General features: G+C 49.7%; 10 protein-coding genes. 6 read left to right on the forward strand and 4 right to left on the reverse strand.

Annotated features, from left to right (window positions below; translation table 11 throughout):
* The 3 genes from J3369_RS01380 to J3369_RS01390 are packed head-to-tail and all read left to right on the forward strand — an operon-like array spanning position 1 to position 2,693.
* Positions 1-789: a TIM barrel protein gene (locus tag J3369_RS01380; RefSeq protein ID WP_349582891.1), complete on the forward strand. Its 789-nt coding sequence runs from the start codon at positions 1-3 to the stop codon at positions 787-789.
* On the forward strand, positions 786-1,766 hold the full coding sequence (locus J3369_RS01385) for a sugar phosphate isomerase/epimerase family protein (protein WP_349582894.1): 981 nt from the start codon (positions 786-788) through the stop codon (positions 1,764-1,766). The genes J3369_RS01380 and J3369_RS01385 overlap by 4 nt, the downstream gene beginning before the upstream one ends.
* A 3-nt stretch (positions 1,767-1,769) precedes the next feature.
* Positions 1,770-2,693, forward strand: a complete 924-nt coding sequence (locus J3369_RS01390; protein WP_349582897.1) for a sugar phosphate isomerase/epimerase family protein — start codon at positions 1,770-1,772, stop codon at positions 2,691-2,693.
* A gap of 55 nt (positions 2,694-2,748) precedes the next feature.
* Here the strand turns inward: J3369_RS01390 and J3369_RS01395 are convergent, their stop codons facing one another.
* Positions 2,749-3,450, reverse strand: coding sequence for a FadR/GntR family transcriptional regulator (locus tag J3369_RS01395; protein WP_349582899.1), 702 nt, complete (start codon positions 3,448-3,450; stop codon positions 2,749-2,751).
* A 78-nt stretch (positions 3,451-3,528) separates the two neighbouring features.
* Positions 3,529-5,514, reverse strand: coding sequence for a methyl-accepting chemotaxis protein (locus tag J3369_RS01400; protein ID WP_349582902.1), 1,986 nt, complete (start codon positions 5,512-5,514; stop codon positions 3,529-3,531).
* Positions 5,515-6,137: 623 nt separating this feature from the next.
* Here J3369_RS01400 and J3369_RS01405 point away from each other — a divergent pair.
* Both J3369_RS01405 and J3369_RS01410 read left to right on the forward strand, forming a co-directional pair.
* The gene (locus J3369_RS01405) at positions 6,138-6,725 is read left to right on the forward strand and encodes a hypothetical protein (protein WP_349582905.1); all 588 of its coding nucleotides are present in this window, start codon (positions 6,138-6,140) and stop codon (positions 6,723-6,725) included.
* Positions 6,726-6,925: 200 nt separating this feature from the next.
* Positions 6,926-9,223 (forward strand): FepA family TonB-dependent siderophore receptor, encoded by a 2,298-nt coding sequence (locus J3369_RS01410; protein ID WP_349582908.1) that lies wholly within the window; start codon positions 6,926-6,928, stop codon positions 9,221-9,223.
* An 88-nt stretch (positions 9,224-9,311) separates the two neighbouring features.
* Here the strand turns inward: J3369_RS01410 and J3369_RS01415 are convergent, their stop codons facing one another.
* On the reverse strand, positions 9,312-10,196 hold the full coding sequence (locus J3369_RS01415; protein ID WP_349582911.1) for a dienelactone hydrolase family protein: 885 nt from the start codon (positions 10,194-10,196) through the stop codon (positions 9,312-9,314).
* A gap of 277 nt (positions 10,197-10,473) precedes the next feature.
* Between J3369_RS01415 and J3369_RS01420 the strand changes: the two genes are divergently transcribed.
* Positions 10,474-12,642, forward strand: a complete 2,169-nt coding sequence (locus tag J3369_RS01420) for a TonB-dependent siderophore receptor (RefSeq protein WP_349582914.1) — start codon at positions 10,474-10,476, stop codon at positions 12,640-12,642.
* Here the strand turns inward: J3369_RS01420 and J3369_RS01425 are convergent.
* Positions 12,635-14,113 carry a mannitol dehydrogenase family protein gene (locus J3369_RS01425; protein WP_349582916.1) on the reverse strand — a complete coding sequence of 493 codons (1,479 nt, stop codon included), beginning with the start codon at positions 14,111-14,113 and terminating at the stop codon, positions 12,635-12,637. The genes J3369_RS01420 and J3369_RS01425 overlap by 8 nt on opposite strands.
* Positions 14,114-14,115: the final 2 nt, after the last annotated feature.

Consider the following 14,115-nt stretch of genomic DNA (forward strand, 5'->3'; position numbering starts at 1 on the left):
ATGTTCAGTTTATCAGCCAATCTTGAATACATGTTCCATGAAGCCGGTGATGCGTTAAGTCAGCGCATCGAAATGGCTGCGGCATGTGGCATTAACAAAGTGGAAGTGTTTGCCGTTCCTCCGGCGCAAACCGCGCAGGTAGCCGGAGCACTGGAAAAACACAATGTGACCCTGCATACCATGCTGGTGGACCCGCGCATCATGCTGGTGCTGGAAGACACCCACGACAAGTTTATCGAAACCGTTGAGCAAACAGCGCAGCAGGCTAAAGCGTTGGGCTGTCAGCATCTGGTGTGCGGTTCCGGTACCGGTGCACCGTTTCTGAACCGGCAGGCATCGCTGGCGGTGGTGTGCAAGGCCATTGGTCGTGCGGCAGAAGTCGCAGAAAAGCATGGGCTAACCCTGTTGCTGGAAGCGGTAAATACCCGTGTTGATCATCCCGGCGTATTCTTCAGCCACACCAGCGACACACTGCATGTGGCGAAAACCTTAAACCGCGACAGTGTGAAGGTGCTTTACGATATCTATCACTCTCTGGCCGAAGGTGAAGATGTTGCTGCGACGCTGGAGCAGGCAAAAGACCATATTGGCCACATCCAGATTGCCGATTTCCCCGGTCGCCATGAGCCGGGTGCAGGTTCAGTAGACTGGCATAACATGCTTCAGCTTATTGAAAGCAGCGGCTATCGCGGCGCCATTGGCGTTGAGTGTTATCCGTCTGTGGCGACGTCGCAGGCGCTGCAGTTTATCCGTGAGCAAATTACCGCGTTTAACAAGGAGGCCGTATGAGCAGCCATTACGCCATGAGCCTGGACATGATAAACCGGCACTACCAGGAGCCTAACCGTAACCGCTATGAAACCCGTCAGTTCTGGGAAGAATTGTATCCGTTGATTGCTGCGGCCGGGTTTGACCATATTGAAGTGCCTTTCGAGCCCGTGTGGCAGTTTGGTGGTCGCAGCGGCGTGCCTATGACGCCTTATAGTATTGAAACCAAATACGGCAACAGTGAAAGCTACCGGGCATTGCTGGCTTCAGCAGGCATACGCGGTGTGAGTGCGGTCACTTTCACGCCAAACCTGTTTGTGCGTAATCCGCATATGGATTTTTATTTCGGCGCGTTCGGTCACTTCGCCACCCAGGCCATTGGCTTTGCCCGTGATCTGGGCGCAGACATTCTGGTGTTGTCACCGTCTGCCTATGCTGGCCGGCTGTTTCACTATCATCCGGGATTAAAAGAGGATGCCGGAGATTTTATTGCGCGCACCCTGACCCTGTTTACAGAGTTAGCTGCAAAAGCGAAAGACGAAGGTGTGAAGTTAGGCCTGCGGCCGGAATATTGGAGCATTTTGCCGGTAAGTATAGTAGTCGACTTTTGTCGTCAGCAAGACAACGTGGAGCTGGTGGTAAATAACGCACACATTGCATTGAGCGGTTCAGATCCTGCTGCCTTTCTGAATACAAATATTGATATCACTGCCTACGTACAGCTTTCTGATACCCGGCTTGAAGACAGCTGTGCCTTTGCCCATGCGCCGAATCCGGAGTTCCCGCCCGGGCAGGCCACTCAGGTTTTCTGTGATGCCGGTCAGGGCAGGGTGCCGGTGAATGACATTCTGGAAAGGGTAAGCGGGTCGCTGCCTCCGGAAAAAGTGTGCTTTTCTAACCATCATACCCGCGACCCCATGCGCGCCATGTTACGGAACCGCGCGCTGATCAATCAGCATTGTTCACAGACCCCGTTGTCTGACGTTGTGGAGGCCTGAGTTATGTCGAATATCCGTTATGCCAATATGTGTCACTGGAAAGTTGTGCCCTACGTGCAGGTACCTAACTTTCGTGATTTTTACTACGAAGACAACACCAACAGCGTGTATTACGCCGACTGGGACAAGCTGCTGAAATATCAGAAAGCCCTTGGCTTCGACGGCATTGAAATTGCGCCCTGGGATCTGGCCGACCTCACGCCGTTATTCGGGTCGGCGGAAGCATTCCGCGATTTTGCCGCTGCCCGCGGTGTGGAAGTGACCGGAATGTTCCATGGTGCACACGCCTGCCACGTGAAAGATAAATTTGACGAAGTGGTGCAGGCCGGTAAAGACGCGGTAGACACCATCGTGAAGTTTGGCGGTACGCAAATGAATACCTGTCCTACCGACAACTACCATGGCATCGGCCCGCTCAACGAAGAGCAACTGGCAAACTGTGCCCGCGCCATCAACGCCATCGGTGACTATGCCATTTCAAAAGGGGTCAAAGTAGGGCTGCACAATGAGTTCTTCTGTGGCATTAATCTGAACGAGCACCGCCGCTTTATTGAAATGACCAATCCGGAGTCGGTTTTCTACTGCATTGATACCGCGCAGATTTCATTGATGGGCGAAGACTTACTGGATTTCTATGATACCTATGCCGATCGCATCAGCGGATTCCATTTGAAAGACACCGCAGACCCGGGCCTGCCGGATGAAGTTCGCTTCTCTAAAGATCCTGAAATTCAGGACGACGGTAAGCGCTGGTTCTGGGAACCGGGTGAGGGCGTGCTGGATTTTAAAGGGCTGTACGCGCTGCTGAAGAAGCATCAGTACAAAGGCTGGATGACACTGGAAACAGACGGTTCGCCGGATTATCTGGCGTCGATGGCGTTGTCCCGCTACTACATCGATACGGTGTTAAAGCAGATTTATGATTAACCTGTGAAATAAAAATGCCTGCAGCCGCAGGCATTTTTGGTCAGACAGGTTACCGCTATCTTCCGTCAAGCTGCAAAACATCCATATCCTGTTCGATGGCGTTGGATATATGGGCGTGCATGGCATTTTTGGCCCTGGACGGATCGCGGAGTTTCAGTGCATTGAGGATTTTCCGGTGTTCATCTACATACGGGTGAACGCCTAAATCCCGGACCCGCTGGTGGAATGTGGAACTGAGCACTGACTGATTGCGCAATCCCCACAGCCATTTCACGTAAGATTCCAGTGCGCTGTTGTCGGTCGCTGCTGCGATGGTGCAATGGAAAAGTTCATCAGCCTGCTCTTTGGCTTTCTCACTGGATTTGCTGTCTTCCATAATGCGAAGGGCGTTTTCCAGTACCGCAAGTTGTTCTTTGTTTATTCTGGCGGCGGCAAGACTAACCGCTTCAGGCTCAACCAGAAGGCGTGCCTCCAGTACTTCGAAGGGACCGGGTACATCGTCCAGCTGTCCTGCATCCAGTTCATTCAGCGGCAAAGCATAAATGCCAGACCCGGTGCGAATTTCCACCAGGCCGGCAATTTCAAGGGCAATCATCGCTTCACGAATAGTGGGGCGGCTCACTTCAAACCGTACCGCCAGGTCACGCTCTGAGGGTAAACGCTCGCCCGGTTTGATATTTCCGCTGCGGATCTGACTTTCTATTTGTGTGGCGACTTCGATATAAAGTCTGCGTACTTTTACCGCTTCTACTTTCATGGCCTGATTCTGATTTTCTGTCTGCTTAACCGTAAAAGCATAGGGAGACAGGTAAATTAGTCAAGCCAATTTTATCCATCAGTTAACGCGGAACTTGTGCATTTTCGATTGCAGTACCTCGTTGTTTTGTTTGAGCTTCTCTGCCAGCTTGTTCAGTTCCTGCGCCAATGTATGTTCATGAGCAGCGGCATCCTGTACGCCAAGAATATTTTCAGCTATCTGACGGGCAGTAACCGACTGCTCTTCGGTGGCTGCCGACATGGTGTTAGCAAGCTGTTCCACGTTGCCGGCACCCTGTTTCACTTCTTCTGCCGCCTGTTCGCCCTGAGCTGTGACATTCAGGGATTCCAAGGCCCGCTCATTGTTGCTGCTGATCCCACTGATAACCGTATTACTCACATTCGTGAGGTTTTCCAGTAAGTCTGAAATTTTATCCGTCGAAGCACGGCTGGCAGTAGCGAGTTGTCTTACTTCATCGGCGACCACGGCAAAACCACGCCCGTGTTCGCCTGCCCGTGCTGCTTCGATGGCTGCGTTTAAAGCCAGCAAGTTGGTTTGCTCAGACAAGGTGTTAATTGTATTCAGAATCGTACTGATTTCAGACACCTGCTGACCCATGGTTTGTGCCTCGGCAGCCACGCTGTCCATGTCTTTGGTTAGCGCCTGCATGGCGACTTTAATTTCCCGGTTTGCGGCCAGCGAGCGTTCTGAAATGCCTTTTAATGCCTGGCTGGCTTCAAGCGTTTTTAATGTTGAACGGGCTATCTCTTCGCTGGTAGTTGCCATTTCTTCAGCCGCAGAAGAAATCACCATAGCCTTACCGGATGTATCGTCGGCGTCTTTTAAAATCACAGAAGTCGACTTATATAAGTCGTCACTGATGCGGTTTGAAATACTCACTGACTCTTTCACGCTTTGCAGTAAATCCCGTAATGTATGGATGGTCTTATCGATGTAGCCGGAAATTAGCCCCAGCTCGTTATCGTCCGGCAATCGTATATTGACTGTAAGATCACCGTTGCCGGATACCTTGTCGAGGTTGGTTGAAAGGCTGCGTAACTGCTGGCGTAACAGTGAAATCATAAAGAAATAGAGCAAGCCAATGACCAGCACAATAACCAGTGAAAACCCGACTATCAACATGAGCTGACTGTCAGCCTTTTCGCTGTTGCTGATGGCCATACTGTTTATGCGCTGCCATTGCTTGTCCAGCTGTTGCTTAACCTGACCGATTTGCCGTGTGGAGGCCTGAAACCAGTCAGCAGGAGCCGGCAGAATAGAAAAATTAACGGGGTCAGATTGCAAGGCATCCACCACGCTTTTCATTAATCCGGCGTCTGCAGAGTCTGCAACCTGCTTAAATGCTGAAAGGTCATTCCCGCGGAGCAAATTATTCAATTGCTTTGTGATGTAACCAATATCCTGCTCGTAGGCAGAAATTTCGTTAAGGGCGGCAGGATTTACGGCGCGTTTAGCAAGCACGCCATTCACTTTGCCCCGTACTTGTCCAAGCCGCTCCTTGAGCCACGCATATTGAATCGCATAGGTAAGCTCTGTCGCCGCTTCACTGCTATCAATATTCAGAGTGAGATTTGAGGCTGCATCCAGAGCAGATTTGTTCAGCTTGCTGAAAAAGCCAAAGGCATTTTTGCCATTGCCGGCATCCACTTCTTTTCTGATCGCAGGCTTAGCTTTCAAGGTTTCCTGCAACAAAGCGACTTTTCGCGGCACATTGAAGCTTTCCGGCCACTGGCCGGATAGCAGTGCCATAAGTTGTTGTTCTGCCGCGTCAGCTTTAATGCGCTGGGCATCTACTTTCGCTTTTGCTTCATCACTGCCTGAGCCCAGGAAGCCTGCTGTTAGTCCCCGTTCAACGGCATGATGATGGGCCACTTTTTCCAGCCGGTCGAGCAACTGGATGAGAGCCGTATCGTCACCGGCACCTGAGCGCTGTGCGAGGGTATAACTCACATCTTTACCAACCAGGAAAAAAGCAAAGACAAACAATAGTGCGGCACTGATCAGCGTGAGCTGAACCAGAGAAAATCGATGTAACCAATTCAAGTTGCGTTCCTCGCATTTCAATTGAGAAAGTAAAGCGGAGCAATACAACACGATTTGCTTGATGGATTTTTAAGCAAAGTATAGTAAGACTGCGAAAAACAGCGAGTTCCGGTGACGGATTAACAACATTTTTGACAGACAAAGAAAGGAATCGTCAGAAACACGCCTGATACCCGCCATTGGGCAAAGCCGCAGTGCTCCTTGTAAAAAAGTAAAACGTCTTTGTCAGGGCATGCTACTGAGAACAAATTGTCGACTTTAGTATTAGAGACTTCGTGACAAATATCAATGTGATAAAGCAATTTAAATGATTTTAATTTCTAATTGGTAATAATTATCATTTGCGTTATTAGGTTTTGCGGTGTATCTTAAAACTGTCCCTATCATAATAATAATGATCACACTTCAGGCATTTGCCCCGGTACTGGGGCCTGTTTTTTGCCGGATAAACTTTACATTCAGTGGGAGTCGAACGATGGAAGCAATTATCTTTTTGCTGTTGTCTGCGGGCACAGCTGCATCATGTGGTTTACTGGTTCGTTTTTTGGGCCGCTCTGAAACAGAGTAAGCCACCGCAAACCAGTCAAACATCCAGGCGCTTTACGTGGTAAACGGAGAAAGTCATGGCGCTCGTTTTATTATACGACGATGCAAGATCTCAACGGATCTGCAGTGCATCGGCCGTTGAAATTTCCACCTTCAGGCAATTTCTCAAAACAGAAAAAGTGTTCTACAACAAATCACGGGTTGGTGCGCTTTTGCTTCATCACTATCAGTTTTTGATGGATCTCGCAGCTACACCTGCACCCAAAGAGCTGTCAGCATGGCTGGAGTCAGATCGTAAGTTACCTGTTATGCACTGCTTGCGGGCAGATATTCAGGATTTATGCGCCTGTTGCCCCTGGGTGTCGGAATGTAATAAACAAGACTGTTCTGCCGCCGACTGTATAGGCAGGTTAATGGCAAGCCAGCTTATTACTGATGTGTACGAGTGTGAGCAGCGGCGTATGGATAAGTTTATCGGCGCCGTAATCAGTAAAAGCCGGCGCTTCTTCTATCTGTTACAGAAAAACAGCAGGCAGCAACAAAATTCGCTGTTTGACCTTGTCGATTTGCTGAAACTGAAGGGCAAAGAGGAAGGGGCAGTGGCACACGCCTGCCGGACGACATTAATCAACTACCGCTCTGCATTAAAAACCGCCATCAGCTAGTTTTCCTTAAACGCTGACCGTTTCGTGCAGAGTGCGTTTCATCTGTTCTTCGTAAAATTTTCACTCAACTTTGACCCTAATTCCACCGAAAAAGTACTTTGCGAGGTAGTAACACAGTTCTACTTAAGTATAATGCGTTCAATAAAAATAATAAGAATCATTATCATTTGTAAAAATCCGTACTTAAATAGGAATCTCGCATGTTTAAAACAAACCGGAAGTTTGTGTGCACCGCTGTGTCCGCTGCTATCACTTCTCTTTTCTCACTCTCAGCCATTGCACAGGAAGAGCCGGAAACGCTGGATGTCACCGTTGTAAAAGCCGCTTCAGAGGAACTGAAGCAGGCGCAGGGTGTATCGGTAATCACAGAAGAAGACTTCAAGCGTCGTCCGGTCACCAATGATATTTCCGAAATCGTACGTACCATGCCGGGTATTAACCTGACCGGTAACTCGTCTTCAGGTCAGTACGGCAACAAGCGTCAAATTGATATTCGCGGGATGGGGCCAGAGAATACATTGATCCTGATTGACGGTAAGCCGGTGTTATCACGTAACTCAGTGAAAATGGGACGCTCGGGGGAGCGGAACACCCGTGGTGACAGTAACTGGGTGCCGCCTGAAGCTATTGAAAGTATTGAAGTTATTCGTGGTCCGGCTGCTGCCCGATATGGCTCAGGTGCGTCGGGTGGTGTCATTAATATCATCACCAAATCCCCTGAAGTGGCGTCAACCACCGTGTCTTTGCAAACGGAAATTCCGCAAAATAAATATGAAGGCGGTAACCGCCGTATCAATGTAGTCAGCAGCGCGCCTTTGTCAGACCGCTTCTCTCACCGCACCATTGTTAACTACAACAAACAGGAAGCGGATGATCCGCAACTGAACCTCGAAGTTACAGATACATCGACAGGTCGTGGTGGCTCGGCTAAAGCAGTTGGGGCAGGTCGTGAAGGTGTGGAGAATATGGATTTCCGTACACTGGTTCGCTTCCGGCAAAGTAAAGAACACCGTTGGGATTTCGAAGGGGCATTCAGCCGCCAGGGTAATGAATATGCCGGTGATAACGCCTTCCAGGGGATCCGTTACGGCGTAGACGAAAACGACAACCCGATTATCCCTACTGAAGATGAACTTGGCGAAACCGATGCGCTGGCACTGATTGGGGAAGAAACCCTGGTGATGTACCGCCGCACGCTGGGTATTACCCACACAGGTCAGTACGATTTCGGTGATTCGTTCAGTTATATTCAGTACGAAGGTACAACCAACAGCCGCTTGGGCGAAGGCTCTGCCGGTGGTGGTGAAGGTGCTATCAACAGCCTTGAGAAAACCACTATTAAGTTGTCTAACATCACAGCTAAAACGGAATGGAACGTGCCATTAGAGCCGGGGGGCTTTGCGCAAACGGCAACATTCGGTGCGGAATTCCGCGGCGAGACGCTGGATGACGCAGTGAGTAATCAGCTTACTCTAAATGTGGCTGATGAAAGCGAAATTCCGGGGGCTACTGCCGATCCTGATAGCCGTCCGTCTGAAACTGATGCCACACTGATTGGTGTGTATGTGGAAGATAACATTTTGCTTTCTGATTCTTTGACAGTTACACCGGGTATCCGTTTTGACAATCACAGCGAAGCCGGCACGAATGTATCGCCCAGCCTGAATGCATCCTGGCAGGCAACAAAGAATATTGTTGTACAGGGTGGTATCAGCCGTGCGTTTAAAGCCCCTAACCTGTATCAGCTGAACCCTAACTACGTGTATTACACCCGTGGTAATGGTTGTCCGCTGGACTTCTCAAGCCTGGGCGGGGGCTGTCACATTATCGGTAACCCTGATCTTGAACACGAAACTTCAGTGAACAAAGAAATTGGTATTAACTATACCAACGACGAAGGAGTAAACGCCGGTATCACTTACTTCCATAACGATTACAAGAACCGCATCGGTACCGGTAACGTAGCGCCGGAATACATCTTGCCCAGTGAAGAGGGTGGTGAAGCCAATGTTCAGGTTTTCCAGTGGTACAACATTCCTGAAGCCGTAATACGTGGTCTGGAAGGTAACCTGCAGTTTAACCTGACTGACAGTATTCAGTGGTCGACAAACCTTACTGTTATGCTGGAAACGAAAGACAAAGAAACCGGTATACCGCTGTCAATCGTGCCGGACTACACGGTTAACGCCATGCTGACCTGGCAGGCAACAGAGCAAATCCAATTGGTACTGAGTGGTCAGCACTATGGTAAGACTGAAAGTCCGGAACTGAGCCAGACTTCAGGTCAGGCAATTACCGGTGAGGACCGCGATGCCTATACCATTGCTAACCTGAATGCGGTTTATCAGTTTAATGATAATCTGAGCTTCAACCTGTTAGTGAAGAACTTCATTAATACTGAAGTCCGCCGTGAAGGCACACAGGCTTCCAGTGCCGGTGCAAATACCTTTAACGAGCCCGGTCGCAGCTACCTGGTGTCGGCGAACTACACGTTCTGATAATCAGCTGTAAAAAAGCCGGCTGTTCATCAAAACAGTCGGCTTGTTGTTTTTTAATTGCCTCTTATCCGCCAGGCGTATTTTTTCTTCAGGCGTGAAGGCCTTTGTCCAGGATCTTCAGCATTCTGTTCCATGCAGCATCGGCCTGTTCTTCGTTGTACACTTTTGAATCCGGTGGCGTCCAGCCGTGCAGCGTGCCGGGATACACCGCAATGTCTGCCTGCAAATCCGCTTCTTTATAGGCTTCAACGAGTAAGGGTTCCATCTCCGGACTGCGTTGGGCGTCATTTTCTGCGATGGCGTGTAATGCCAGTGCTTTTGAGGCCGCAACGGTGAAATGGGGACTGTCGTCTTCTTTCGTGGCCAGACCGCCGCCGTGAAAGGTAGCAATCGCGCCCACTTCTTCAGGGAAAGCGGCAGCAGCGTACATCGTAAAGGTGCCGCTCATGCAATAACCCAGCACGCCTTTTGGTGCGCTTGCATCCACAACAGACTGTTCGTTTAAAAAATCGAAAAAGGCGCGGTTGTCAGAATTGGTGTTATCCGGTGTGAGCTTAGCGCGCATGGGACCTAAAATTTCACGGGCTTCCGGTGCCGGGAAACTGATGCCATCGGGCAGGGCAGCACCTTTTACATCGCGGTAGAAGGGGTTTACCACCAGCACAGCATATCCGGCGGCAGCCAGGCGCTGACCCATCAAATCGTATGACGCCCGGCGACCCATAATGTCCGGCCACATTACCACTGCAGGATGTTTGCCGCTTTTCGGGCTCGCCAACAAACAGTCGGCTACGCCATCAGGTGTGTTCACCATTACCTGCTGCGTTTGTACCTCACCGGAGGCCATGGCAAATTGAGGAAAGGCGGAAGACAAAGCGCCTAATCCTACGAGTTTACTGAAGTCACGACGGTTTAACTGCCCGCCGTTTTTCTTAAAATCGTGAATGTCGGATTCTGTATGGTTGTCGCACATTGTTTTTATCCTTGTTCGGGGTAAGGGGTAACACATTGCTTAACGAGCATACTATGAATATGCCGGTTTGGGTTCATTCAACACGGTAAATAGTTGCGGTGCAAAGTTGTTGTTCTGCAACCGTTTAAAATATAAGGAATTAATATTTAAGAATACTAAACATTTAGTTAAATAATAATCGTTATCATTAAAGTTTCTGCCGTGATAGAGTCCCGCCGTCCTATTCAACCCGTCCGGTTAAGAGAGCGGGTCTACTTGTCTTTCCCTGAGGATTCAAATGCAAAAGAAACTTCTCCCTATTTCAGCAGCGGTTATTTTCGCGCTGCACAATCCTTTATCCTTTGCGCAAACACAGGAAAACGCCGCTGAGTCTGCAGACGAAAGCGAACTGGAAGTGATTACAGTCAGCGGCAAGTACAGCATTGCCCGGACTGTCAGTACTGCAACCGGTTTAGGTCTTACACTGCAGGAAACGCCGCAGTCTGTATCGATTCTGACTTTTGAGCGTATGTCGGATCAAAACATCACAACGATTTTAGGCGCGGTGAACAATGCCGTAGGTGTTAGTGCTGAAGAAACCGATAACGTGCGCAGCTCTTTTTATTCCCGTGGTTTCAGTATCGACAGCTATCAAATTGATGGTGTGCCTACATCGTGGAGTTTAGGGGGCGATCAGGGTGAGACAGTCGCCGATACTGCCATTTACGAACGTATTGAATTTGTTCGTGGTGCCACCGGTTTACTCACCGGGGTTGGCGATCCGTCGGCTTCTATTAACCTGGTGCGCAAGCATGCAGACAGCAAAGAATTATCCGGTTTTGTCGATGTGGCCGCAGGTCGCTGGAACACGCAGCGATTTACCGCAGACGTTTCTAATGGTCTTAATGAAGATGGTTCAATCCGTGGCCGTTTCGTTGGACGCTACCTTTCCGGCGACTCCCACGTAGACTTTTATGAAGACGACAAAACCGTACTTTACGGTGTGTTGGAAGGCGATGTGGGCGAAAATACCCTGCTTCGCGCAGGTATCAGTTATCAGGACAGCGATCCGAAAGGTACGATTTGGGGCGCAATCCCCACGTTTTTTGCTGACGGCAGCCGCACAGACTGGGACCGGTCTAAAACCACTGCCGCAGACTGGACCCGCTGGCACACCACGAATACCAACTATTTTGCTTCGTTAAATCACACCTTCTCCAACGGTTGGGACCTGGTGGCGAACTACAATCGTATTGAGTACGAAAGTGATACCCGTTTGTTGTATATGTCTGGCAACGTCGACCCGGAAACCGGTTTGGGCCTGGGCGCACAGCGCTATCGCAGTGACGGAAAATCAAGCCAGGACAGCTACGATGTACAATTGCGTGGTGAATTTACCCTGTTCGATCAAATGCACGACTTCGTACTGGGCGCACTGTACAGCGACCAGCAGGCAGATACCTTCACGCAAGATCCTATCGGTGGTGACATGAGCAGCGGCTGGGACTCTGTTGATGTAGGCAACTATTTTGACTGGGCCGGATTGCCGGAGCCTGAGTGGGAAGATGAGCGTGTTCAAACTCAGGGTATCGAAACGATGCAGCGTGGTTACTACGCGGCAACACGTTTGTCGGCAACGGATTCACTGAAGTTTATCTTTGGTTCACGACTTGCCACCTGGGAGCGTACCGGCTTTGACTGGAGCGGTGACGTTAATTACGGCAACGACGATGAGTTCATTCCTTACGCCGGTGCACTTTACGATATCACGCCAAACCATCGTGTTTATGCCAGCTATACAGAAATATTTGAGCCTCAGAGCCAGCGTGACGCTGATGGTAATCTGTTAGACCCGCTGGTGGGTGAAAGTGCTGAAATTGGTCTGAAGAGCCGGTTCCTCGATGACCGCATTCATACCACCGTGGCGATTTTCAATATTCAGCAGGACAACTTAGCGCAGGTTGATACTGACTTTGTGCCGACGCCGGAGCAATTAACGGCTTACTACGGTGCAAAAGGAACAGAAAGTCAGGGCTTTGAAGTGGAAGTGGTGGGTCAGCCTGTTGATGGCTGGAACATCACAGCGGGTTATTCTCAGTACGATGCTGAAGATGCCGGTGGGAATGACATCAACACCGACAATCCCACAAAGCAGTTCAAGTTCTTTACCACGTATCAGTTTGTGGAGAGTTTGCCTGAACTGACTGTGGGCGGCGGATTTAACTGGCAGAACGAAACCTGGTCAACGGGCACTAACCCCGCCGGCGTTGCCGGCCGCTTCACGCAGGATGCGTACGTGCTGACCAACCTGATGGCGCGTTACGCCATCAGCGACAATCTGAATCTGCAGTTAAATATTGATAACCTGACAGATGAAGAATACTACACGCAGGTAGGCCAGTTCAGTTCGTTCCGTTACGGCACTCCACGTAATTACATGGTGAGTTTGTCTTACCGGTTTAATTAGTCATCAGCGCCTGAAACGGTTCACCGTTAAACAGTGAACTGACATACTGCAAATAAGGGTCCGCGAAAGCGGACTCTTTTGCCAGATTTCCAAAGATATCGCTTAATCCGATAAATGCTCTGGCCTGACTTTCAGAGCCTCCGGCAACGCTTTGAAGGATTTCTGCGTGATCATCAATCACCTCTAAAGCTGTTCCCTGCTGTGTTGCACGGTAGTAGCTGTAATAGCACCAGGCTGCAATAACCAGTGCCGCGCATTCTGTTTGTCCTTTTTGCTCTACGTTTTCCTTAATCGTGGGTACCAGAAAGGTAGATATCTTAGAAGCGCTCTGGGAACAAATCCGCGTAAGGCTATCTTTAATAAAAGGATTTGCAAAGCGGGCGATCAGAGTATTCTTATATTCATCCAGGTTAATTCCTGCTACCGGCGAAAGCACCGGTGTGGCTTCCGTGTCCATGAAGCGACGGACAAAAGAGGAAAATGCAGGGTGAGCGACAGTTTCATCAATCGTAGAAAAGCCATGTAGTGATCCTAGGATACCCAATACCGTGTGGCCGGCGTTCAGTAGCCTGATTTTCATGGTTTCATAAGGCGTTACATCTTCCACAAACTGAGCGCCTGTTTTCTCCCAGCCGGGACGGCCGTCAGAGAAGCGCTCTTCAATAACCCACTGATGAAACGGTTCGCAGGTTACAGGCCACTCATCAATCAGACCCAACGCTGCTACCTGAGCAATATCATCTGCTGTGGTGACAGGCGTAATGCGGTCAACCATGGCATTGGGAAAAGCGACATTCTCTGACACCCAGTCTGCCATTTCTTCATCGTAAGACCTGATGTAGCTGGTCAGCATTTTTCGTGTTACATCACCATTGTGCTGAATATTGTCGCAGGACTGCACAGTAAACGGAGCAAATCCGGATGCCCGGCGCTGTTTCAGAGCGCTGGCAAGATAGCCGAATACCAGCCTGGGTGAATCAGGATTGGCCAGATCATGTTGTACATCAGCATGGGAAAAATCGAATTCGCCGGTAGAGGGGATAAAGTTGTATCCACCTTCGGTAATCGTAAGTGAGACTATTTTCGTGTCCGGACTGGCCATTTTATCAATAACGGCCTGCGGGTTTTCATTTGCCATCAGAAAACCGGTCATACACCCGATGACCTGTAAAGATGCGCAACCTTCCGGATCTTTCACTAATAAGGAATATAAATAGTCCTGCTTCTTAAGCACATCACGGATTTTACTGTCACCTTCTCTCAGGCCGATACCACAGATCCCCCAGTTCGTATTGCCACTTTTGCCCATGAATTGATCGGTATAAAAAGCCTGATGAGCGCGATGGAAACCACCGACCCCTACATGAACAATGCCCGTGCGTAATGCTGCCCTGTCATAGGCAGGACGAAGAATGTGGGGCGGCAATGAAGAGAGAGCCGCATTGTTAAGATTTACAGGTTGAACAGACATAG

Source organism: Alteromonas sp. NFXS44 (assembly GCF_040148705.1).
Classification (GTDB): domain Bacteria; phylum Pseudomonadota; class Gammaproteobacteria; order Enterobacterales; family Alteromonadaceae; genus Alteromonas.